The following is a 23,023-nucleotide window of genomic DNA, read 5'->3' as shown; positions in this document are numbered from 1 at the left end:
GTTGCATACGCGTTACGCACCCGTACGACGGTGTTATTGCTAACCCCTCGCCTTGCATGTATTAGGCCTGCCGCTAGCGTTCATCCTGAGCCAGGATCAAACTCTCCATCGTAAATATTTGAAATTGACTATAAAAGTCATTTAATTGTACTGTTACACGCTTTGTCGTTATTTTTCTCACCAACCTGTCAAAGAACTTAACGTTTAGAACTTCTCTAAACCTTGTGCTAATTAATTGTCTTAGCTTTTACTTTTATTTCCCTCTCTCGTTGTTTGGGGTTGCAAAGGTCTGATTTTTAAATCTTATTTCCAAATGTTTTTTTGATTTTTATTTTTCAAAACTTTTTCTGGAAAACCTTTTACTTTTATTTTTCTCTCTTGTTGTTTGGGGTTGCAAAGGTCTGATTTTTAAATCTTATTTCCAAATATTTTTTTTATTTTTCTTTGGAATTTTATTTTCTTTTTGCACTCCCTCTCTTTTTGATTTGGGAGTGCAAAGGTACGCTCTTTTTTATAAAAGTCAATAGCTTGGGTCTACTATTTAAAAAAAACATTTCGGAAACCATCTAATCAATTGACAATTAGATGGTTTATATTTCAAAAAACCTTGGCTTCTTCTTTAAAATACCGAATTACATGAATTTTCAGTAAGGTTTCCTGAGACATTAAGTTGAAATGTGGCAGTTTTTCAATCAGTCGCCAGTGTGGCCAACCATCCTTGTCCAGGCCCTCTAATTGATAAAACCCCGAAAGACTAAGAACTTTACACGTTGCAATGTGCATTAAATCCTGTTTCTGCTCTTTATTAAAGAGTATAGGGCCCCTTCCTAATTCTTGTACTCCTATTAAAAACAGTACACTATTTAAATCTGAAGGTCTTTTTCCGATTGTTTGTTCTAAAACATCCAAAAGCTGCTTCCAATCACTGTTCAAATGCTCGTCTATTTCTTCCATTGGCTTTACGTATAGGTGCAGGACTAATAACTTACGGGACGATTAAAAAGTTTTTTCCTGCTTTATATTAAATAATACAGGATTCTATGCGAATAATGAATAACCTGATATAGTTATTCTCCATTTGTCTCTACGATTTGAGGAATAGTACCAAACTTGATTTTGTGCACAGAAGTCTGCTCAATCAAATCAGCAACGAGCCCCGTCCATCCTGTTTGGTGTGCAGCTCCAAGTCCATCACCTGTATCACCATTAAAGTACTCATAGAATAAATATAGGTCTTTAAAGTGAGGATCATCCTGAAATAGTTTGGACGAACTGAAAACAGGAATATTACCTTTTGAATCGCGGCGAAATATATTAATGAGTCTTTCGGCTACACAAACGGCAGCTTCGCGAACAGTCATTACATTTCCTGAATTTGTTGGGTATTCTACTTCATAGTCGTCACCATAATAATTATAGAATTTCAGCAAGGAATCAACAATCAAAAAATTGAGCGGGAACCAGATAGGGCCTCGCCAGTTAGAGTTACCTCCAAATATACTGCTGTCAGACTCTGCAGGAGTGTATTTAACCCGAAGAACCTCTCCATTGACAAAAAATTCATACGGATGTTCGTCATGATATTTTGATAAAGCTCGAATTCCATAGTCTGATAAAAATTCAGTTTCGTCAAACATACGTTTCAAAAGCATTTTCATTCGATGTCCACGTAACAATGCCAATAAATGAGACTCTCCTTTCCCCGGCTCATGCCAACGGGATATAAGCGAAGCCAAATCCGGACGATTGGTGAGTACCCATTCTATGCGTCTTTTAAAATCTGGTAACTTAGACAATAAGTCTTCATCCAGAATTTCTACAGCAAAAAGTGGAATTAAACCCACCATTGAGCGAACTTTCAACAACATGCTTTTGCCGTCAGGAGCATGAAGGACATCGTAATAAAACTGGTCTTCTTCATCCCAAAGGCTAATTTTATGATCACCAAGTGACTTCATTGCCGCAGCAATATGCAGGAAGTGTTCAAAAAACTTAGAAGCCATGTCTTGATACGCCGGTCGTACAAGAGAAATTTCGCAGGCAATGCGAAGCATATTAAGAGTGTACATGGCCATCCAACCCGTTCCGTCTGCTTGTTCGAGATAACCTCCCGTGGGCAATTCAGCACTTCGGTCAAAAACCCCAATATTATCAAGCCCTAAAAATCCTCCCGAAAAGACGTTATTACCTTCTGCATCTTTTCTGTTTACCCACCATGTAAAGTTGAGAAGCAGTTTATGAAATACACGCTCTAAAAACGCTACATCCCCCTGCCCATTCATTTCTCGATCTATTTCATACACTTTCCAAGTAGCCCACGCATGTACGGGTGGATTAACATCTGAGAAGTTCCACTCATAGGCAGGCAACTGCCCGTTTGGATGCATATAATATTCGCGTAAGACAACCGCCAATTGCCTTTTAGCGAAATAAGGGTCTAAACGAGCCAGCGTTACTGTATGAAATGCCAAGTCCCAAGCGGCAAACCACGGGTATTCCCACTTATCGGGCATGGAAAGGATATTCGCCGTGTACATGTGCTTCCACGTAAGGTTGCGTGGATAGGCACGACCCTTAAACTCAAAAGGCATTTTAGGGTCCCCTTTAAGCCATTCATTTACATTATAATAAAAGAACTGCTTATTCCACAACATTCCTGCATAAGCTTGCCGCTGAATAGAGCGCAATTCAGGGTCAGTTACATTTTGTTGTAAATCATCGTAAAAATCATCCGCCTCTTCTTTTCTTAATTTGAAAATATCGTCAAAGTCAGCGAATGGATTAGCGATGTGTGCCTGATTGGAAAAACGTAATCGAACGCTTACACTTCCTCCTGCGGGAACAATTTTCTTATAGTGTCCCGCAGCCTTAGAACCTATATGATTAGGATTAATGTACTGTTTTTTACCCGTTGTAACATAATTATTAATCCCATCCTTAGCATACGGTGAGGCATTGGGTTTACTGAAAATGCGCTCCGTGTTTGTTTCGTTTTCACAAAAAAGCAATTCGTCAGCACCTTCAAAGTACAACTTGTATCTTCCTAACAAGCGGTGATTGATTTCTATCTGGCGATTAGCAATACCGTTTAAAATGGGCTTATAGTTAAATTGCTCGTATCCCCAAGACCAAGTATTGCGAAACCATAATGTAGGCAATAGTGTCAAAGGAGCATCTTCCTCGTATCGATTGTGAGCGGTAATCTTAATGAGGAGATCATTTTCATCTGCCTTGGCGTACTCAATAAAAATATCGAAGTAGCGATTATTATCAAAAATACCCGTGTCTATAATCTCATATTCGGGTTGAAGACGATTTCTTTTACGATTTTCATCTGCCAGTTTCGCATACGGGAAAGCAACCTGCGGGTATTTATATAACATCTTCATGTACGAGTGCGTAGGAGTACTATCTAAATAATAGTACAGTTCCTTCACATCTTCACCATGATTACCTTCAGGCCCTGTTACACCATAAAGCCTCTCCTTAATAATAGGGTCCTCATGATTCCAAAAAGAGAACGCTAAACATATATGACCTTTGTTGTCAGAAATTCCTCCAATACCGTCTTCGCCCCAACGATAGGCATACGAGCGTGCTAATTCATGAGAAATAAATCCCCATGAATCTCCCCAATAACTATAATCCTCACGGACAGTACCCCATTGACGCTCGGCTAAATAGGGCCCCCATTTTTTCCAACCTTTATTATCGGCACGCGCATGAATACGCTTTCTTTCGGCAGTATCTTTCATCGTAAGTTAAAGTGGGTTAACTAATAATTACAAAAATAGTAGAATCCGCAATACGTTTTTCTGCAATTTTGTGTCAATTAAGCATTTATTAACCCTCCTTGCAATGATATCTACGTCTTTTTTACGCTGGAAACTGCTATTACTACTGAGTTTTTTCGCAATCATCCCCGGTTTCTCACAGATTTATCATCAAAAACCAATAACTGCATTAGTAGGTGCACTGGATGAAGAAATTGAATTACTACGTCAGTCTTTACAAAAACCCAAAACCAAAATCGTTCATGGCGTCCCCTTTTACTACGGAAAAATCGGCAGACACCGCGTTGTTATTGTAAAAACAGGAATCGGTAAAGTAAATGCTACCATGACGACAGCTTTTTTATTACAGAAGTTTCGCCCAAAGAGAGTCATTTTTACGGGAATTGCGGGGGGCTTACATCCCGATTTAAGCCCGGGCGATATTGTTATAGGTAAGCAAACATTACAATATGATTATGGACAAGTTTCCAATGATAGTGTCTTCACAAGAAACACTCGTAATCCTATTAACCGTGAATTAAATCCTTTATTTTTTCCCGCAGATTCTTTACTGCTGCTTTCTGCGAAATCAGCCGTCCAAACTACCGACTTTAAAATAGTGGCAAACCAAACAAAGCCTCCTTATATAATAATAGGTACCATTGTTACGGGCGATTTGTTTGTTACATCCGAAACGAAAGTGAAAGAACTTCGTTCAAAATTTAATGCTGATGCCACAGAGATGGAGGGTGCCGCTGTAGCCCAACTTTGTTGGCAACAGCAAGTACCTTGTTTAATCATAAGAAGTATGAGCGATAAAGCCGACAGTAAAGCAAAAGAAAGTATTGATAACTTCAAAAAAACTGCGGCCTATAACTCAGCGCACCTTTTAATAAATATATTAATGAAACTGCCTGATTAATAAACTTTTTGCGCTTTATTTGCTCTTCATCATTAGACTCCGCAATCGGTTATGAGAAAAATCAAATGGTCGGCCTTTGGGTTGGCAATTTTAGTGGTTATTATTTTATTAGGAGTTTTTGCATTCTATAATGGTCGTAATCGTCACCCCGATTACTCACTTAGCTTAAACATCAAAGCACCCAAAGATACTGTAACTTATAAAGCAGGATTTGCTGCTTTGAAAATCACACCTGAAATTTCAGAAAAATGGATTGATAAAAATGATGATGCCGCCTATAATAAAGAAGACGGCGATACTTTTGAAGACAAAAATGGGAATGAAAAATTTGATGCTTATTGGCTAGCAGGATTTAGTAAAAAACGTGCCGCAAGCGGTGTTCATGATCATTTATGGGCAAGAGCTATGGTGATAGATGATGGTCATACACGACTGGCGGTAGTAGCCATTGATTTAATCGGGTTTCCTCATAACAACGTCATTAACGTTCGCAAAAAACTCGCCGACAAATTCGGCATTACCTATACTATAATATGCAGCACTCATAATCACGAAGCTCCTGATATGCTCGGGTTGTGGAGAGATAGCTTTTTGAAGAGAGGAGTAAACCCTATTTTTGAGAAATGGGTTGAAAACAGGATTGTCGAGTCTATCGGAATAGCTGTGAAAAATCTAAAAACGGCCAATCTCCGTGTGGCCCAAGATTTAACGGGTTCTGACTCGCTCAACATAGATACCCGCAAACCAATTGTAAAAGACAAGGGTGTTTATATTCTTCAAGCGACTGATGCTAAATCCGACTCTACACTGGGCGCATTTGTGGTTTGGGGAAATCATCCCGAAACGCTCTGGAGTAAGAATACGTTAATTACGTCTGATTTTCCGCATTATGTACGGGAAGGCATCGAAAAAGGAATTTATACGGATAAAAAATTGGCTAAAAAAGGATTAGGAGGCATTGTGTTGTATGCGTCGGGTTGTGTAGGCGGATTGATGACTACTCGTCCGACTGTAAAAATCAAAGATCCTTTTAAAGACGTTTATTATGAAGGGGCTACTTTCGAGAAGGCGGAAGCGCAAGGAACTACGTTGGCTTTACTGGCACTAAATGCGTTAGAAAAATCTGAGCCTGTAAAAGGAGGCATAAATCTAATAGCCAAAACCTTTGAAATGCCCGTAGGAAATATTTTGTTCCGCTTGGGAGTTGCTTTGGGAATTATAGACAGCGGATATAGTAGTTGGGCACATTTTCAAACCGAAACAGCTGCTTTGAGTATTGGCGAGGTGAGTTTTATTACTATTCCCGGAGAACTATACCCGGAAATCGCCAGTGGTGGAATAGAAACGCCGAAAGAAGGTGACTTTAAATTGGCAGAACCGATTGAAACTCCTCCGCTGCGTAACTTAATGCCCGGCAAGTACAAATTTGTTTTGGGGTTAGCAAATGATGAATTGGGATATATCATTCCTAAATCTGAATGGGACAAAGAGGCTCCTTATTTATATGATTCCCCCAAAGCTCATTATGGAGAAGTAAATTCTGCCGGCCCTGAGACCGCTCCCATATTGCATAAAACCTTGAAAGAAATGCTCGAAAAACTGCCTAAATAAGGACTTTTCCACTTGTATTCCGAAAAAATGACTCTAATGGGTCAATTAATCTTCATCAAATTATGACAAATCGCGAATTTCATCAGCAATTGCTGGATCAACTGCAACAGCGATATGAACAAGTCAAACTTGGAGGTGGAACCAAAAATATTGAGAAACACAAAGCCAAAGGAAAACTGACAGCCCGTGAACGTATTTCTTATTTAATTGATAACGAAGATGAATTTATAGAAGTCGGTGCTTTTGTGGGTGATGGCATGTACGCCGAAGAAGGAGGCTGTCCTTCGGGAGGTGTGGTGATAGGAATTGGCAAAGTTTCGGGTCGACAATGTGTGATTGTGGCCAATGATGCCACGGTCAAAGCGGGGGCTTGGTTCCCGATTACGGCCAAGAAAAACCTTCGTGCACAGGAGATTGCCCTTGAAAATCACCTACCTATTATATATCTGGTAGACAGTGCAGGAATTTACCTTCCTCTTCAGGCAGATGTGTTTGCCGATAAAGAACATTTTGGACGCATTTTTCGCAACAATGCCATCATGTCTTCTATGGGCATTTTGCAGGTGGCGGCTATCATGGGCAGTTGTGTAGCAGGTGGTGCTTATTTACCAATCATGTCCGATGAAGCATTGATTGTTGAAGGAACAGGTTCTATTTTTCTGGCCGGCCCCTATTTAGTCAAAGCCTCCATCGGCGAAGACGTAGATGCCGAAACCTTGGGCGGTGCCTCCACTCACTGCGAGATTTCGGGAGTAACGGACAATAAATACCCTGATGATTTTTCCTGTTTAGATGCCATAAAACGAATTTTTGATAAAATCGGCCATTCTCCTACGGCAGGTTTTGATAGAATTACCCCGACACTTCCTACAAAAAACCCTGACGAGATATTCGATATTCTTCCTGCCGACCGTAATAAGCCGTATGATATGCGTGAAATCATTGAGCGGATGGTGGACAATTCCGAATTTGAAGAATATAAAAAACTGTATGGGCAAAGCCTTCTTTGTGGTTATGCTCGTATTGATGGCTGGGCAGTAGGCATTGTGGCAAACCAACGAAAGATGGTGAAAGCAAAGAAAGGCAGCAATGCCGCCACCGAAATGCAAATGGGCGGCGTGATTTATTCAGATTCTGCTGACAAAGCCACTCGCTTTATCATGAATTGCAACCAAAAGAAAATCCCGCTGGTTTTTTTGCACGACGTAACGGGTTTTATGGTAGGAAGTCGTTCAGAGCAAGGTGGTATTATCAAAGATGGGGCAAAAATGGTGAATGCCGTAGCAAATTCAGTCGTTCCTAAATTTACGTTTATTATAGGCAATTCGTACGGTGCAGGTAACTACGCTATGTGCGGCAAAGCGTATGACCCACGCCTGATTTATGCATGGCCCACCGCCAAATTGGCCGTAATGAGCGGTGCTTCGGCCGCTAAAACGTTGTTACAGATTCAGGTAGCAACGCTTAAAGCAAAAGGCCAAACGATTGCACCCGAAGTAGAAAATGAGCTTTTAACAGAAATCACCGACCGATATAACGAGCAATTATACCCCTACTACGCAGCTGCTCATCTTTGGACCGACGGAATTATAAATCCACTTGATACGCGCCGCATTATTTCTTCGGGTATCGAAGCTGCCAACCACGCTCCTATTTCACGAGCTTTTAATGTAGGCGTAATTCAAACCTAAAAAACGAATTATGTCTCAACCCAAAGTAACTATACTTTTACCCGTATATAATGGGCAAGAGTCTTTGGCGCGAGCAATCTCTTCTATTATCAATCAGACCTATCCTGATTGGAAATTATTGATTCTGGAGGACGGGTCAACTGATGCTACTTCATCTATCGCGCAGAGTTTCAAAGATACCCGCATCAAAATCATAAGCGATGGCCTGCACCTTGGCATTGTAACAAGGCTTAATCAAGGAATACAACTAACTGACACACCGTACATTGCCCGTATGGATGCTGATGACGTGTCGTACCCTGAACGTTTGAAAAACCAAATCTCTTTTTTGGAAGTCAATCCAACAATTGATTTGGTAGGTACTGCCATATGCGTAGTAAACAAAGAAGGAAAACAGGTTAGGCAACATATCTTCCCCACTTCTCATCATCAAATTGTTTCTCAACCGTGGTTAAAAACCATTTCAGTAGCGCATCCTACGTGGTGTGGGCATAAAGACTGGTTTCAGCATTGGAAATACCGTGACTATATACGCAATGAAGATCAAGAATTACTCCTTCGGGCTCATAATGAAAGCAGTTACGCTAACTTACCCGACATTCTCTTAGATTATTTTGAAACACCTTCTTTTTCTAAAAAACTGACTGCCCGTTGGGGCTGGATAACCGTTTTGTGGTCTTTTTACGGGACAAAAGGCCGATTATTTCCCTTTTTAGGTGGAATACTGATAAGCACCGCAAAATTACTTCGTGACTTTTTGAAAAAAACATAGTCTATAAAATCAACGTACTCGGATTACTTAAATCCAAACAATTGATACCATGCGTGTGGTTCAGACTTTTACGGTACCAATGTCACTGTGTTTTGTGGAAGGTCAGGCGCAATTTTGGAAACAAAATGGCTACGATTTAAGCGTAGTAACCTCATCGAACAGCGATGATGGAAATGATTTAGAGGCATTTTGCTTGCGAAACAGCATCCAGATCCACCCAATCTCCTTTCGACGCAAAACTGATTTATGGCATTCATTCCTAAATTTAAGAGAACTAATTTATTTCTTAGGCACAACCAAACCTCAGATTGTTCATGGAAATACGCCCAAAGCAGCTTTTCTCACAATGATTGCTGCTCGGCTCAAGCGTATTCCTATACGAATTTACGAAATGCATGGGTTACCTTTGGAAACAGCCACCTTCTGGGGTAGACTTTGTTGGTGGTTTGCTGAAAAGACAATGTGTTTGTTTGCAACTCATGTTATAGCAGTCAGTCCTTCGCTACGCCAAAGTGCTATCCAAAAGAAGTTGGTTCAAGCATCTAAAATTTCTGTCATGCACAACGGCAGTTGTAATGGTATAGATGCAGAAAATAGCTTTAATCCCTCAAAAGTAGCCCTCGCTGCTATTGAACAACTTCGCAACAAATATCACCTTACTGAAAACCAACCCATTGTTGGATTTGTAGGGCGACTTGCCAGCGATAAAGGCATTCAGCAACTATATGATGCATGGCAGATAGTGAAACAATCTTGTCCCAACGCGAAATTGCTTTTGATTGGTGGAGAAGATGAACGGGATAAATTACCGCAAAAATTGCTGCAAAAATTAGATAACGATTCCAGTATCATTCGGTTGGGACATCAAAAAAGTGTTTTGGAATATTATGCCCTAATGGATTTTTTAGTACTTCCCAGCTATCGCGAAGGGTTGGGCAATGTTGTACTCGAAGCTGCTGCCATGAATAAACCGGCTATTGTCTCCAACGTAACAGGTTTGAAGGATGCCGTCGTTGAGAACCAAACAGGTATTTTTTGTCAACCGCGCTCTGCGGGCGATTTAGCCGAAAAAATCAAGTATTATCTTCAAAATTTCGCGGTTGTCCAACTTCACGGTAAAGCTGCCCGACAACGAGTTCAGGCCGATTTTTTTCCCTTAGATGTTTGGAATGCCAAATGGGTACTTTATCGACGTTTGATTGCAGAAACTGAATCCGTAACTTTGCAAAATGTATCGCCAATTGTTCAAACCACTGATTGACAAAATCGTTGCTTTCATTTTGCTCCTGATTACGTTGCCCGTCACGGTCATTGTTACCCTTTTATTATCTGTTTACAATGATGGTAAACCTTTCTTTTTTCAATTGCGTCCCGGTTTAAACGGGCAAATTTTCCGCATTGTAAAATTCAAAACGATGAATGACAAACGGGATGCGCAGGGGTATTTATTACCGGATGCCGAGCGGCTCACCGCAGTTGGGGCATTTGTAAGAAAAACTTCTTTAGATGAATTGCCACAATTGATTAATGTTTTAAAAGGCGAAATGTCGTTGGTAGGCCCTCGGCCACTGTTGGTGGAATATTTACCTTTATATAATAACCGCCAAAGCCGCCGCCACGAAGTGAAGCCCGGAATAACGGGCTGGGCACAAGTAAACGGCAGAAACACCATTTCGTGGCAACAAAAGTTTGACTATGACGTCTACTATGTTGAGTATCTATCTTTTGTTTTTGATGTTAAAATTTTGTGGATGACACTGTCGAAGGTCTTTAAATCAGAAGGAATCAATTCCAATCAAAGTGCAACGATGGAAAAATTCAAAGGAAACCATTGAATACCAATTAGTTGCAGTATTTTAACTATTGACAAACTGTAAACCGTACGGGCGGCCCCGTATAAACTGTAAACTTAATTATGCTTCTCTACGGTGCCAGTGGACACGCCAAAGTGATAATCAGCTGCTTACAAGCTAACGAGGTTTCAGTAAAGGGAATTTTTGATGATGACCTGTCAAAGAAAGAATTGGGGCTGATTCCTGTCGTAGGGAGTTACCGCCCTGATTATGAGCCTCAGAAACAACTTATCATTTCTATTGGTGCTAATCACATTCGGCAAAAAGTCGCGGCTTTTATTCAACACCGATTTGGTAAAGTTATTCATCCAGCGGCCCTTTTAGACGAAAGTGTGAAGGTAGGGGAAGGAAGCGTTGTTCTGCATCGTGCTGTCTTACAAGCCGATGTGCAAGTTGGCAGACACGTTATAATCAACACCTCAGCTTCTGTTGATCACGAATGCATTATTGAAGATTTTTCTCACATTGCTCCCGGCGCTATACTTTGCGGAAATGTACGTGTAGGCGAAGGAACGATTATTGGTGCAGGTACGATTGTAACGCCTAATTTGACAATTGGCAAACACTGCCTGATTGCCGCAGGAAGTGTAATTACTAAAAATATCCCTGATTTTGCAATTGTGCGCGGCAATCCTGGACGAATTATTAAAATCACTTCTTTTTAAAAACTTGGAAAAGCAATCGGCGAACGATATGATGCACCCAGCCTCCTGCTTTCACCCAAAATCCAGTTAAGACCAACAAAACGCCAAAGACAATAGCAAAGCCAGCATAGCGGCTTTCCAGCCACTCATTGAGCAGAACTGCTATCATCATAAATACAAAAATGCCTGTCATTGAGGCCAGTAAGAGCAATACAACCAAGTAGATAATTTGAATGACTATATTCTCCAGGCTTTCCTGTGCCTCTGTTTTTAATAAATCCACCCGCGCTTCAAGGTACTTAAACAAATAGTCACGGATTTCTTCGATTTTCTCAAGCATTCAAACAAGAGTTAAGTATGAATAACAATTTTACGCAAAACTATTGAGTCTTACAAAGCGTTTTCCAACTATGGGTTGTAACTTTGCAGACTTTTTACTGACTTCATACATCTATGACTGTAGTACCTTATAAAGACAAAACCGCTACTAAGCGCGAACAAATCGCTGAAATGTTCGATAATGTTTCGTCCAACTACGACTTTTTAAATCACTTCCTCAGTGCAGGAATTGATTTTTATTGGCGCAAACGCGCTATTAAATTGCTCCGCGCAGAAAAACCGCAAACTATTCTGGATATAGCCACCGGTACAGGCGATTTTGCCATCGAAGCACTTAAGCTCAATCCAACTAAAATCATTGGGGTAGATATTTCGGAAGGAATGTTAGCCGTGGGACGGGAGAAAATCAAGAAACTTGGCATGAAAAATGTCATAGAATTGAGAACAGGAGATTCTACCAACTTACTCTTGGAAAGCAATTCTTTCGATGCAGTGATTGCTTCTTTTGGAGTCAGAAACTTTGAAAACCTGCTTGCTGGATTGACAGAAATGTGCAGAGTCACTAAATCAGGGGGGACGTGTGTGGTTTTAGAGTTCTCAAAACCGAAAACTTTCCCTTTCAAACAATTATACAACTTTTACTTTCGTTACATTTTACCAGTTATCGGACGAATAGTGTCGAAAGATGCATCCGCCTACACTTATCTGCCGGAATCGGTACAGGCATTTCCTGACGGGAATGACTTTTTGAAAGTTTATGAACAGGCTGGCTTTAAAAACACAAAATGCATACCACTCACTTTCGGGATTTGTTCAATTTACGTGGGCAAAAAATAGCTCTGGGATTATTGGTGATAGTTTATGGGTTCATTGGAGCAGCTAATGCCCAAACTGGCGGCTACTATCGCAAAAATTTAGAATATTACGATGACAAGCCCATTCATTATGGTTTTCTTTTTGCGTTGCCTGTCACTCGTTTTCATATTGTTCATAATAATACCTTTCTCAACCAAGATACTACCAGCCGCATCACCGCACCTACTACAATAGGTTTTAGAATGGGATTTGTGATAAATGGCTATCTTAATGAGCATTGGGATATTCGTACTACCCCTTCTGTATCACTCTACGATCGGGCAGTAGAGTATGAGTTTGCCAAAGGGAGTACTCGTCGCGAACTGCGCGAAGCCACCTGGATAGAAATTCCTCTATTGTTTAAATACAAATCTCAACGCCGAGCTAATACCCGTATGTACATGTTTGGGGGAATGACATTTGGCTTTGAAACCAACGTTCGTAAGCGATTGCGTCAGGGATCAGATTTTCTTAACACGAAAAGTACAGATTTGACCGTCGACTATGGATTTGGTTTAGAACAGTTTTTGGCGTACACCAAATTTTCTCCCGAAATTCGCTTTTCTCATGGCATTGTCAACTTATTTCGCAACAACGACACCAATGCTGCCAGCGGCGGCATTCGCCGACTCACTTCGCATACAGTAACTATTTATTTGATGTTTGAATAACCAATTGTTTTTTCAAACTTTGCATTAGGTGTTTGAACACTCTTGCAAATTTTCAAAATCATGTCAGAAACTGCACTTTTAGACGAAATCCCGTCTTTAGATTTATCCGATTTTACTTCCGGTGACCCTGAGCACAAAGCCAAATTTGTACAAGATTTGGGTACAGCATTTAATAATATCGGCTTTGTTTCCATTAAAAATCACGGACTTACCGAAGACTTGCGTACCAAACTTTATGAGTTTGTTCAGGTTTTTTTCAAACAATCTGACGAAGTAAAAAAGAAATACGAATTTCTTGAACTCAATGGACAACGCGGCTATATCGGAAAGGGTCGCGAAAAAGCCAAAGGTTTCAAAGTAGCTGATTTAAAAGAGTTTTATCACGTAGGTCAGCCCGAGCCGGAAGGCGAAATGCCTCATAATATTTTCCCGGAAGAAACTCCCGAATTTAAAGAATATACTTCCTTAGTATTTACCACCTTTGAAAATACAGGCAAAACGCTTTTACGGGCCATTTCTGTTTATTTAGGTCTGCAGGAAGATTATTTTGAAGAAAAAGTCCGCAATGGAGACAGTATCCTGCGAGCTTTGCATTACTTCCCGCTTGACCCAGCTACAGTAGCCGATGGTGCAGTACGTGCGGCTGCTCACGGTGATATTAACCTGATTACCTTGTTGATGGGCGCAAGTGCTGATGGCCTCGAAGTACTTCGCCGTGATGGAAAATGGATTGCAATTACGGCATTACCCGACCAAATCATTGTTAACGTGGGTGATATGCTCGACCGGCTCACCAACCATAATCTCAAATCCACGATTCATCGAGTAGTAAATCCCTCTCGCGAAAAAATGAATACGTCACGCTACTCTATCCCGTTTTTTATGCACCCACGTGCCGATATGGATTTGACATGTCTGGAGAGTTGCATAGATGCTGACCATCCCAAATTATACGTAGATTTGACAGCAGGAGAATTTTTGAACGAACGACTTATTGAATTGGGCTTGAAAAAAGCATAGAATCTAACTCCTGCTCCTTTCCGTTGCTGAAGGAACAGGAAAAATCATTTTTACAACTTGTCGGAATCACTCTTACACCCACCCGTTAGACGGATTCGATATATCATCTTTTTGAGGGATGTGTTGGTGTTAGCTTTGACGTGTTTTGGGGGACCGCAAGTTCACTTAGTAATGTTCCTTGAACGGTTTGTACAAAAACGGCGCTACCTTACCGAAGCCGAACTTCTTGAATTACAAGCCCTTTGCCAAATACTTCCCGGTCCTACTTCTACACAGACAATTACTGCCTTGGGTTTCAAAATGGGAGGACCCGGCTTGGCTTACCTGACCGTATTGATATGGTCATTGCCCGCCGTGCTGGTCATGACCTTTGCCGCATTGGGAATCTATTACCTTCAAAAACACCAGATATCGCTTTCGTTCATGCGATTTGTGGAACCTATGGCTATCGGTTTTCTGACGTATGGCGGGTTTACGATTGGTGCTAAAGTCATCAAAAATCGAATACACTGGTTGATTTTGATTATTTCTGCCATTGTTGCCTATTTATTCCCTTCGCCTTACATGACACCTATTGTCATTGCATTGGGGGCAGTGGTAACAGCGCTCAAATACCGCAACTTACAGAAAATGAAGAAAACGCCAATTCGGATTGAATGGGCTAATTTTTTCCTGTGGTTGGGCGTATTGATTATAGCCGCCGTTTTAGGAAAAATAACTCACTCACTGCCAATTCGCCTGTTTGAAAACTTTTATCGCAATGGCAGTTTGGTATTTGGCGGTGGGCAAGTGCTGAATCCCATGCTTTACACCGAGTTTGTTGAATTTAAAAAATACTTGACTCAACAGGAATTTTTAACGGGAATGGCCATGGCGCAGGTGATTCCGGGACCAGTTTTTTCCATTGCTTCGTACATTGGTGCCTTATCTATGCGTTCTGACGGAATCATAGGACAATTATGGGGGAGTTTAGCGGCTTCTGCGGGAATTTTTCTACCTGGTACGTTTTTAATATTCTTTGTATACCGTTTTTGGAACGAACTCAAAAAATACCGGGGCGTCCGGGCTTCTCTGGAAGGTATCAATGCGGCCAGTGTGGGACTGACGGTGGCCGCAGTTATTCGCATGTTCACGGCTACCGCCACAGGTTCAACAGCCGTCATCTGCATTTTAGCCACTTTATTTCTGCTTTATTTCACCAAAATCCCCCCTTATGGCATTGTTTTGGGAGGAATTTTACTTGGACTCCTGTTCTAATCCATAATGTATCGAAAACACCAATAGTAGTATTTTTCTTCTTTCTAATTTTTCCAACAACAAACATGACCAAAATCAGGATCACTTTATTTGTACTCCTTACGAGTTTAACCTTCAGTTGGGCAGGCAATCCCATGGATGAAGGGATGTGGCTACCGTCGCTTATCGGGAAAAATGAAGCCCAAATGAAAAAACAGGGCTTCAAACTCACGGCCAAAGACATTTACGACATCAATAACGCAAGTTTGAAAGACGCAATTGTCTCTATGGGCGGTTTTTGTACTGCTGAAATCGTGTCTGACAAAGGCTTGATTTTCACCAACCATCACTGTGGATATGAAGCCATTGCTTCCAATTCCACCCCTGAAAACAATATTTTAGACAATGGTTTTTGGGCTAGAACGAATGCCGATGAAAAACCTATTGAAGGACTTTGGATACGGAGATTGGTGAGAATGGAAGACGTAAGCGATAAAATTATTCCCCAATTAACAGGTTTGGGAGAAAGAGAACGCGCTGCTAAAGTCAATCAATTGGGCAGCGAACTCTCCAACAAAGCCAAAGAGGGAACTCATTACGAAGCGTCCGTCACAGAATTCGCTAAAGGAAACGCTTATTATTTACTTGTTTTTGAACGCTTTACTGATATTCGTTTGGTAGGAGCACCACCTCAATCGGTGGGAAAATACGGCGGAGACACAGATAACTGGGAATGGCCACGCCATACGGGCGATTTTTCCGTTTTCAGAATTTACACCGCTAAAGACGGCAAACCCGCTACTTATTCTAAAGACAATGTACCGTACTCGCCCAAGAGATTCTTATCTGTTTCGCTTAAAGGCATCAAACCGGGTGATTTTTCGATGGTATTTGGTTTTCCGGGCCGTACCAATCGGTATGAATCTTCGATGGGAATCAAATTGGCCATTGACAAGGTGAATATGAGCATTGTTAAAAACCGCGATATTCGTCTCAAGGCTTGGAAAGAAGAGATGGATAAAGACGTAGCCACCAAACTCGCCCTTTCGGCCGAATATGCCAACATCGCCAATTACTGGAAATACTTTATCGGTCAAACACAGCAACTTCAAAAGCTGAAGGTATATGACCAAAAAGTACAACAGGAGGAACAATTTAAGACATGGGCGAAGGGAAAACCGGAATATGAAAACCTGTTTACAGATTGGGAAAAAGCATATTCGGCTTATGAACCCTACGCAATGCACCCTCAGTATTTGAACCAAGGCTTGTTTGGGGCACATTTAGCCCCGATTGTGCTTTCAATGACGCGCTTGGAAAGCGTATTAAAAGATAATAAAACAAGCGAAATCGGTCAAATCACGGGAAATTTCAAGGCCAATGCAGACGAGGTTTTTAAGGATTTTAATCTTCCTTCCGACCAAAAAATCGTTGCTCAAACGTTGTTGGCATTTTACAATGATATTCCCAAAAACCAACATCCGGAGGTAATTGCCGAGATTTTGAGTAAATTTTCGGCAGGCACACCAGAAGAATCGTTCAAAAAATTTGCTCAGGAAACCTACCTGACTTCCAATTTTTCTACGAAAGAACGGTTTTTAAAGTTTTTAGAAAACCCAACGTACGAAACCCTCACCAATGACTGGGCGTGTAAGTATTTTCAAAGCTTCCGTAAAAACTACATCACCAAATACAACAAATTTGTAACTGATTTTCAGGAAGTTGATAAAAAACTCTCTCGAACTTACATCAAAGGATTGAGTGAAATGAATCCTTCGTGGGTTCAATACCCCGATGCCAACAGTACATTACGTGTCAGCTACGGAAATGTTCAGGATTATGACCCGCGCGACGGAGTTCATTACAAGTACAAAACCACGTTGACGGGGATTATAGAAAAATACAAACCCAAAGATTACGAGTTTGATTTGCCTCAAAACTTTCTGGAGTTGTATAAAAACAAAGATTTTGGGCAATATGCCGATAGCGATGGCGATGTAACGGTAGGATTTATTACCAACAACGATATCACGGGAGGCAACTCCGGTAGTCCTGTCTTGAACGCCAAAGGAGAATTGATTGGCTTGGCTTTTGATGGCAACTGGGAAGCAATGTCGGGAGATATTGTCTTTGACAAAAAATACAAACGCTGTATCAACGTGGATATTCGCTATGTACTTTGGTGCATCGAAAAACTCGGCGGCTCCGACTTAGTGAAAGAATTGAAAGTAGTGAAATAGTTTTTAGGTTTACAGTTTGGGGTTTAGAGTGAATTAGTTGCAGAAACAACCCATAAACCCCAAACTGTAAACTCGAAACTGACTTATTTCTCTCTAAAGAATATCGTAATCGCAACTCCTTCAAAACCAAAGTTTTCGCGCATACGGTTTTCTAAATAGCGTACGTACGACTCCTTGATATATTTGGGGTGATTACAGAAAAATACAAACGTGGGCGAAGGGGTAGGCAATTGAATCATGTACTTGATTTTGATATGTTTACCCCGATGCGCTGGCGGTGGATATTTTTCAATCTCCACTTGCATCACTTCATTCAGCTTAGAAGTCGTAATTTTCTTGGACTTATTTTCATATACCTCCGTCGCCTTTTCCATTACCTGAAAAATCCGTTGCTTTTCGTGAACGGAACCGAAAATAATCGGCATATAATCCATTGGAGCAAGTCGCTCAATCATTTCCTTACGGATTTTGTCTGAGGTTTTGGAATCTTTCTCCACCAAATCCCACTTGTTCATCATAATCACAATCCCTTTTTTGGCTTTATGTGCCATGCCGATAATGTGAAGGTCCTGAGCTTCTAAACCTTTAGCAGAAGCATCAATCATCACAATTACCACATCGGATTCTTCCATGGCTTTGACCGAACGAAGCGTCGAGTAAAACTCAATAGCTTCTTTCACCCTCGCCTTCCGTCGAATACCCGCCGTATCCACCAAAATAAAATCTTTGCCATACGCTTTATAACGCGTATTAATGGCGTCGCGAGTGGTTCCGGCTATATCTGTTACAATACTTCGCTCAGTACCGGTCAATACGTTCAGAAAAGAGGATTTACCTACGTTGGGGCGGCCTAAGATGGAAATTTTAGGAATCCCAGCATCAGGATCTTCTACACCGGGCGTTTTGAAATGTTTGACAACGTCATCCAACAAATCTCCCGTTCCGTTCCCTGTTTGTGAAGAAACAGTATACGGTTCACCCAATCCTAATTCATAAAATTCAGCCGCTGCCATTTCCCTATCCCGGGTTTCGGCTTTGTTTACGACCAGAAAAACAGGTTTTTTGGACTTACGAACCACATTCGCAAAATCCTTATCTAAGTCCGTGAGCCCTGTCATACTGTCTACCATAAACAAAATGACATCTGCTTCGTCCATGGCGATTTCGACCTGTTCGCGGATAGCTCCTTCAAAAACATCCTCCGAACCTACTACATAGCCACCTGTATCAACGACTGTAAAATACTGCTCAGTCCAGTATGCGTATCCGTAATGGCGGTCGCGCGTTACGCCGCTTTGATCATCCATGATGGCCTGACGCTCTTTAATCAATCGGTTAAAAAACGTTGATTTGCCCACATTCGGGCGTCCTACTATTGCTACTATATTTGACATTGCTAAAAGCGTAAAGTGTAGGGTGTAATCGGGGTCGCCCGTGCGATGTAGAGTTTTATTTGTCTCTATCTCGAATTCGCTTAATGAGCGAGATTAACATCCCTTTAATTGCACCTGTTGATTGTTCTAATTGAGTGTATTCTTCTTTGTTGATGTATTCCAATTCTTTAGATACCAACAAACAATATTCTGTTTCCTGTATCGAGCCTAATGAAGTTTGAAAAAAATTAGCAGTATCGGCATCGGTATATTTCCCACAACCTTCTACAATAGTAAGAACAACCGAAAGACAGGCTCTTTTTAATTGAGAAGTAAGGATGTATTGTTCTTCTTTAGGAAATTTTCGAGTAATCCTGTAAATCTCAAGTATCAGTAAATGAGATTTTTGCCAAACAATCAAATCCTTATAATTCTGCATTCCAACTTTAACCTTTGTTCCTTAAACTTTAACCTCATTAAGAATTTTCGTACCCAAACTGCTTTAATCTCTGAATTTTATTGCGCCAATCAGGCTCTACTTTGACGTATTGTTCTAAGAACACCTTTTTACCGAAGAACTGTTCCATATCTTCCCGGGCAGCGGTCCCAATTTTTTTGAGCATCAAGCCTTTATCGCCAATAATAATCCCTTTTTGGGTCTGCCGTTCTACCAAAATCACAGCACGAATCACAATAATATCTTTCTTTTCTTTGAATTCTTCGATGATAACCTCCGTACTGTAAGGCACTTCCTTCTTGTAATTCATAAAAACTTTTTCCCGAATCATTTCGGCCGCAAAAAAGCGTTCGGGCTTATCTGTCAGTTCATCCTTAGGAAAATAAGGGGGATGAACGGGCAAGTATTCCATAATGGCCGTAAACAATTGATCAATCCCCTCCTGTTTCAAAGCCGAAACGGTCACAATCGCCGCCGTAAAGAGTTTTTCTTTCCAGTAAGCAATTTTTTCCTGTAACTGTTGCTCTGTGGCCAAGTCTATCTTATTGATAATCAATATCACAGCGCCCTCGGTACGAGCCAATTTTTCTAAGACTTCTTCTTCATCATGTTTCTCAAAAATATCAGTAACGAATAGTACAACATCGGCATCCGCCAACGAATCACGCACAAATTCCATCATGGATTCGTGTAATTTGTATTGGGGCTTAATGATGCCCGGGGTGTCAGAATACACTAATTGAAAGTCAGTTCCTTCGTGTACACCGTTCAAAATTCCCATAATACGATGACGGGTTGTCTGTGCTTTCGACGTAATGATAGACAGTTTTTCTCCAACCAATACATTCATCAACGTTGACTTACCCACATTAGGCTTGCCCACTATACTCACAAAACCCGCACGATGATTAGGATTATTGTAAGGTTGTATATCTTCAGTTTCCATAATTCTCAATTTTTTAAACCGTTAACCTCTTTTTTTTAAGAAGATTAACTAAAATAAAATTATTTTTTTGCAAAGGTAGTTGTTTTTTCTGGAAAAGGCATTACCTTTGCACTCCCAATACACCGCGGGATAGAGCAGTTGGTAGCTCGTCGGGCTCATAACCCGGAGGTCACAGGTTCGAGTCCTGTTCCCGCTACAACATAAAAGCCTAATTATCTGACACTTAGATAGTTAGGCTTTTTGATTTTGGTCAATGTTAAGCGTTTGGTTAAGCGTCTTAAAGTAGGCACAAAAAAACAGCCCTTTTGAGGCTGTCACTTTTTCCGTTTGGGGGACGGAATTTTTGATTTGCTTCTAAATCGTCACTTTTACACACTTGCCCAATACTTGAAATTTCAATACTACTATGTAGCTTTGCCTACACTTTGCCAAACGGTGAAGTTTTAGACAATTGAACAACAAACCCCGCCGGAGACTACCAGCGGGGTTTTTTATTAATAATCAGTGTATGCTTGACTAAACAATCAAAAATTTTCTAATATTAAATGTTTATCAAATGATAAAAAGTATCTAAGCAGACAGAAAAGAGTCAGTATTATCTGAAAAATTTAATCTGGTGATTTTTTTGAAGACAATTCTTTTCTTTTTGCGATTGCATTTAAAACATTCTCCATTGGATATTTGATTTCAGCAAAAGTAAATCCATCAACTACCCCTTCATTTGCTTTATGCCTCCCAGACTCGTTAACCACATTTAATTTTAAAGGTCTTAGCTTTGTAGTAAACAAAAAAATAGACTCTGCCGACAATAGTGTGTTTAAATCCAAATCGGACGTCATTTTCACTCTAAACTTTTTTGGATTTAATTCTTTCAGATTTTTAGCTGAACAATTGCGGCTACAATCATATTTCATTACTCTACCCAAAATATGATGCATTTGTAATGAGCTAGGCACAATTTTTCTTGTTACTAATTCGCATTTATCGCATTCAATTGATTCACCAACCAAATGTTTAACCATGGGGTATTAATTTAAAATTCTATTGAATAGAGATTCTTGTTGTATTCCAAAAATTTCAGACACATCATCAACAGATAGTTTTTTGGGTAACTTTTGTAAAACAGACGTTAATGCAATATAATCCAAATCTGATTGGATTGCTTTTAAATTAATATAAAAGTCATCTGAATTTTCCTCAATTTTCTGCTCATACTCCTCTTCTGTAATTTGATTCTCAATCAGTTGAATGTATAATTGCAGAAATTTGGTTTTCTTAAGTAAGTTTATGATTGCTGTATCTTTGAAATAATCTTTTAGTGCAAATATATTAGTAAAATGAGCTAAATCAGGCATTTCAAAATTAAATTTTGCAGCATCATCGTTTGATAAACTATCAAAACTGAATCTTAATGAAGAATCAGTAAATCCTTTATCATATCCGTTAATTCCCCCTAAATTGTCTGGAACAGTGATTAATTTCGTGTTTTCCATAAGTTATTAATATATTCAAGGTGATTATCAACTGTTTTAGAGTTAATTGATTCTAAATTTAAAACATGAAAATTGAATAATACATTACTATTATTTTCAAAAGAAATAATTAAATTTAACTGAAAATCATCTTCATCCTTTCTTAGATTAAAAGAGGTAAGTTCAAACCCGGGGAAAAGAGGGTCAGGTTTTTTTTCTACTTCTTCGTCTATCTCTACTTTATAGTTGAATCCAACACCTAACTTAGGCGTAAAGGGTAAAGTTGTCATTAAATTTAAAACTACCTTTGCAGCAATCTCCTTAGTTTCAGTAGTTAGTTCTTGACCAGCTTTAAAAATAAGGACATCCACATAATTTTCGTTGGGGATAATTCTAATACCTTTAAATATAAAAGCAGGTTGTAATTCTTTATTAAAAACAATTTCTAAGCTGTCCTTTATATTGAAATTTAAAAGCGTTTCGCTTATCCAAATAGGTGTAAAGATTTTGGTATTCCAACTACCAACAACCCTTATTACTATCTCTGTAAGTTTTGTCATTGAATTTTATAATAGTAGCATTTTACCTTGTGCAAAAACTATTCCAAGGTAAGCTACCTTCTAAAAGATTTGAAGAATTAAGGCAATTTCTCATTATTTTTACTATACCATAAGAGATTTTTTTGGCCTTTACGGCATATCATAGCATCAGTAAAAGTATTTATGATTTAGATTTGCCATATCATCTAAGTCATTGTAGTTTAATAGATTACCAATTAACTATGCTGATGTGTCCCGTTTGGGACGCAAAGTTACAATATTATTACATCTCTTCCAAATTTAACTTATTGTATAACAACACGTTACCTATTTTAAAGAAATCGAAGTTCAACAAAAATCTCTCACATTTTGCATTAGAACGACTTAAGCATTAAAATGAATGAAGAGTCCATTTACAATTTTTTATATCAATAGATGGCAAGTGAGACACCTACAAAGAGTGTTTTAAGTGCTAATTGACTATTATTTTTTTAGTTACTGTAAATAATTTGTGCAAACTATATTAGGCAGGTATTTTGAAATATGCGGTTGCGATGGCAAGATTTCGAGAACCTTTTGGGGACCAAGCCATTGCCCTTCGTTTTTGCC

21 protein-coding genes, 1 tRNA gene and 1 rRNA gene are annotated in these 23,023 nt (G+C 39.8%); 13 read left to right on the top strand and 10 right to left on the bottom strand.

Annotation, left to right across the window (positions count from 1 at the left end; all coding sequences use genetic code 11):
- The 3 genes from Q0081_RS31530 to Q0081_RS31520 all read right to left on the bottom strand — a co-directional run.
- A 16S ribosomal RNA gene (locus Q0081_RS31530) occupies positions 1 to 112 on the bottom strand; the annotation flags it as partial.
- A 485-nt stretch (positions 113 to 597) separates the two neighbouring features.
- Positions 598 to 954 (bottom strand): hypothetical protein, encoded by a 357-nt coding sequence (locus Q0081_RS31525; protein WP_298363067.1) that lies wholly within the window; start codon positions 952 to 954, stop codon positions 598 to 600.
- A 113-nt stretch (positions 955 to 1,067) separates the two neighbouring features.
- On the bottom strand, positions 1,068 to 3,755 hold the full coding sequence (locus tag Q0081_RS31520) for an MGH1-like glycoside hydrolase domain-containing protein (protein WP_298363066.1): 2,688 nt from the start codon (positions 3,753 to 3,755) through the stop codon (positions 1,068 to 1,070).
- Between the two features lie 103 nt (positions 3,756 to 3,858).
- Between Q0081_RS31520 and Q0081_RS31515 the strand changes: the two genes are divergently transcribed.
- The 7 genes from Q0081_RS31515 to Q0081_RS31485 all read left to right on the top strand — a co-directional run bounded on the left by Q0081_RS31515 (position 3,859) and on the right by Q0081_RS31485 (position 11,287).
- A complete protein-coding gene (locus Q0081_RS31515; RefSeq protein ID WP_298363064.1) occupies positions 3,859 to 4,695 on the top strand; it encodes a 5'-methylthioadenosine/adenosylhomocysteine nucleosidase in 837 nt (278 codons plus the stop codon).
- 51 nt (positions 4,696 to 4,746) lie between these two features.
- Entirely contained in the window at positions 4,747 to 6,306 is a 1,560-nt protein-coding gene (locus tag Q0081_RS31510) for a neutral/alkaline non-lysosomal ceramidase N-terminal domain-containing protein (RefSeq protein ID WP_298363062.1), read from the top strand.
- Between the two features lie 62 nt (positions 6,307 to 6,368).
- On the top strand, positions 6,369 to 7,997 hold the full coding sequence (locus Q0081_RS31505; protein WP_298363060.1) for an acyl-CoA carboxylase subunit beta: 1,629 nt from the start codon (positions 6,369 to 6,371) through the stop codon (positions 7,995 to 7,997).
- 10 nt (positions 7,998 to 8,007) lie between these two features.
- A complete protein-coding gene (locus Q0081_RS31500; RefSeq protein WP_298363058.1) occupies positions 8,008 to 8,769 on the top strand; it encodes a glycosyltransferase in 762 nt (253 codons plus the stop codon).
- A 79-nt stretch (positions 8,770 to 8,848) separates the two neighbouring features.
- The gene (locus Q0081_RS31495; RefSeq protein ID WP_298363056.1) at positions 8,849 to 10,030 is read left to right on the top strand and encodes a glycosyltransferase family 4 protein; all 1,182 of its coding nucleotides are present in this window, start codon (positions 8,849 to 8,851) and stop codon (positions 10,028 to 10,030) included.
- Positions 9,999 to 10,604, top strand: a complete 606-nt coding sequence (locus Q0081_RS31490) for a sugar transferase (protein WP_298363054.1) — start codon at positions 9,999 to 10,001, stop codon at positions 10,602 to 10,604. Before Q0081_RS31495 ends, Q0081_RS31490 begins: the two co-directional genes overlap by 32 nt.
- A gap of 80 nt (positions 10,605 to 10,684) precedes the next feature.
- Complete coding sequence (locus Q0081_RS31485; RefSeq protein WP_298363052.1) at positions 10,685 to 11,287, top strand: acetyltransferase; 603 nt, start codon at positions 10,685 to 10,687, stop codon at positions 11,285 to 11,287.
- On the opposite strand, the gene Q0081_RS31480 is transcribed toward Q0081_RS31485, so the two are convergent.
- The gene (locus tag Q0081_RS31480; protein ID WP_298363050.1) at positions 11,274 to 11,606 is read right to left on the bottom strand and encodes a phage holin family protein; all 333 of its coding nucleotides are present in this window, start codon (positions 11,604 to 11,606) and stop codon (positions 11,274 to 11,276) included. The genes Q0081_RS31485 and Q0081_RS31480 overlap by 14 nt on opposite strands.
- Positions 11,607 to 11,719: 113 nt before the next feature.
- Here Q0081_RS31480 and ubiE point away from each other — a divergent pair, with 113 nt between their 5' ends.
- The 5 genes from ubiE to Q0081_RS31455 all read left to right on the top strand — a co-directional run bounded on the left by ubiE (position 11,720) and on the right by Q0081_RS31455 (position 17,627).
- Positions 11,720 to 12,442 carry a bifunctional demethylmenaquinone methyltransferase/2-methoxy-6-polyprenyl-1,4-benzoquinol methylase UbiE gene (ubiE, locus tag Q0081_RS31475; protein WP_298363048.1) on the top strand — a complete coding sequence of 241 codons (723 nt, stop codon included), beginning with the start codon at positions 11,720 to 11,722 and terminating at the stop codon, positions 12,440 to 12,442.
- Positions 12,391 to 13,131, top strand: coding sequence for a porin family protein (locus tag Q0081_RS31470; RefSeq protein ID WP_298363046.1), 741 nt, complete (start codon positions 12,391 to 12,393; stop codon positions 13,129 to 13,131). Before ubiE ends, Q0081_RS31470 begins: the two co-directional genes overlap by 52 nt.
- Positions 13,132 to 13,191: 60 nt before the next feature.
- Positions 13,192 to 14,151, top strand: coding sequence for an isopenicillin N synthase family oxygenase (locus Q0081_RS31465; protein WP_298363044.1), 960 nt, complete (start codon positions 13,192 to 13,194; stop codon positions 14,149 to 14,151).
- Positions 14,152 to 14,208: 57 nt separating this feature from the next.
- Positions 14,209 to 15,408 (top strand): chromate efflux transporter, encoded by a 1,200-nt coding sequence (gene chrA, locus Q0081_RS31460; RefSeq protein ID WP_298363042.1) that lies wholly within the window; start codon positions 14,209 to 14,211, stop codon positions 15,406 to 15,408.
- 65 nt (positions 15,409 to 15,473) lie between these two features.
- Positions 15,474 to 17,627: a S46 family peptidase gene (locus tag Q0081_RS31455; RefSeq protein ID WP_298363040.1), complete on the top strand. Its 2,154-nt coding sequence runs from the start codon at positions 15,474 to 15,476 to the stop codon at positions 17,625 to 17,627.
- A gap of 83 nt (positions 17,628 to 17,710) precedes the next feature.
- Here the strand turns inward: Q0081_RS31455 and der are convergent, their stop codons facing one another.
- The 3 genes from der to era are packed head-to-tail and all read right to left on the bottom strand — an operon-like array spanning position 17,711 to position 20,403.
- On the bottom strand, positions 17,711 to 19,021 hold the full coding sequence (der, locus tag Q0081_RS31450; RefSeq protein ID WP_298363038.1) for a ribosome biogenesis GTPase Der: 1,311 nt from the start codon (positions 19,019 to 19,021) through the stop codon (positions 17,711 to 17,713).
- A gap of 55 nt (positions 19,022 to 19,076) precedes the next feature.
- Positions 19,077 to 19,439 (bottom strand): four helix bundle protein, encoded by a 363-nt coding sequence (locus Q0081_RS31445; protein WP_298363036.1) that lies wholly within the window; start codon positions 19,437 to 19,439, stop codon positions 19,077 to 19,079.
- A gap of 37 nt (positions 19,440 to 19,476) precedes the next feature.
- Complete coding sequence (gene era, locus Q0081_RS31440; protein ID WP_298363034.1) at positions 19,477 to 20,403, bottom strand: GTPase Era; 927 nt, start codon at positions 20,401 to 20,403, stop codon at positions 19,477 to 19,479.
- A gap of 123 nt (positions 20,404 to 20,526) precedes the next feature.
- Here era and Q0081_RS31435 point away from each other — a divergent pair.
- Positions 20,527 to 20,599 (top strand) — tRNA-Met (locus Q0081_RS31435).
- A 412-nt stretch (positions 20,600 to 21,011) separates the two neighbouring features.
- On the opposite strand, the gene Q0081_RS31430 is transcribed toward Q0081_RS31435, so the two are convergent.
- Genes Q0081_RS31430 through Q0081_RS31420 form a run of 3 tightly spaced genes read right to left on the bottom strand, consistent with a single transcriptional unit; the run spans position 21,012 to position 22,435 of the window.
- Positions 21,012 to 21,425, bottom strand: a complete 414-nt coding sequence (locus Q0081_RS31430; protein WP_298363032.1) for a hypothetical protein — start codon at positions 21,423 to 21,425, stop codon at positions 21,012 to 21,014.
- A gap of 6 nt (positions 21,426 to 21,431) precedes the next feature.
- Positions 21,432 to 21,896, bottom strand: coding sequence for a hypothetical protein (locus Q0081_RS31425; RefSeq protein ID WP_298363030.1), 465 nt, complete (start codon positions 21,894 to 21,896; stop codon positions 21,432 to 21,434).
- Entirely contained in the window at positions 21,878 to 22,435 is a 558-nt protein-coding gene (locus Q0081_RS31420) for a hypothetical protein (protein WP_298363028.1), read from the bottom strand. Before Q0081_RS31420 ends, Q0081_RS31425 begins: the two co-directional genes overlap by 19 nt.
- Between the last annotated feature and the right edge of the window lie 588 nt (positions 22,436 to 23,023).

The sequence above is a fragment of the Runella sp. genome, from assembly GCF_027484545.1.
Lineage (GTDB): Bacteria > Bacteroidota > Bacteroidia > Cytophagales > Spirosomataceae > Runella.
Note: the sequence above shows the minus strand (reverse complement) of the source record. Positions and strands in the feature narration are given on the sequence as shown.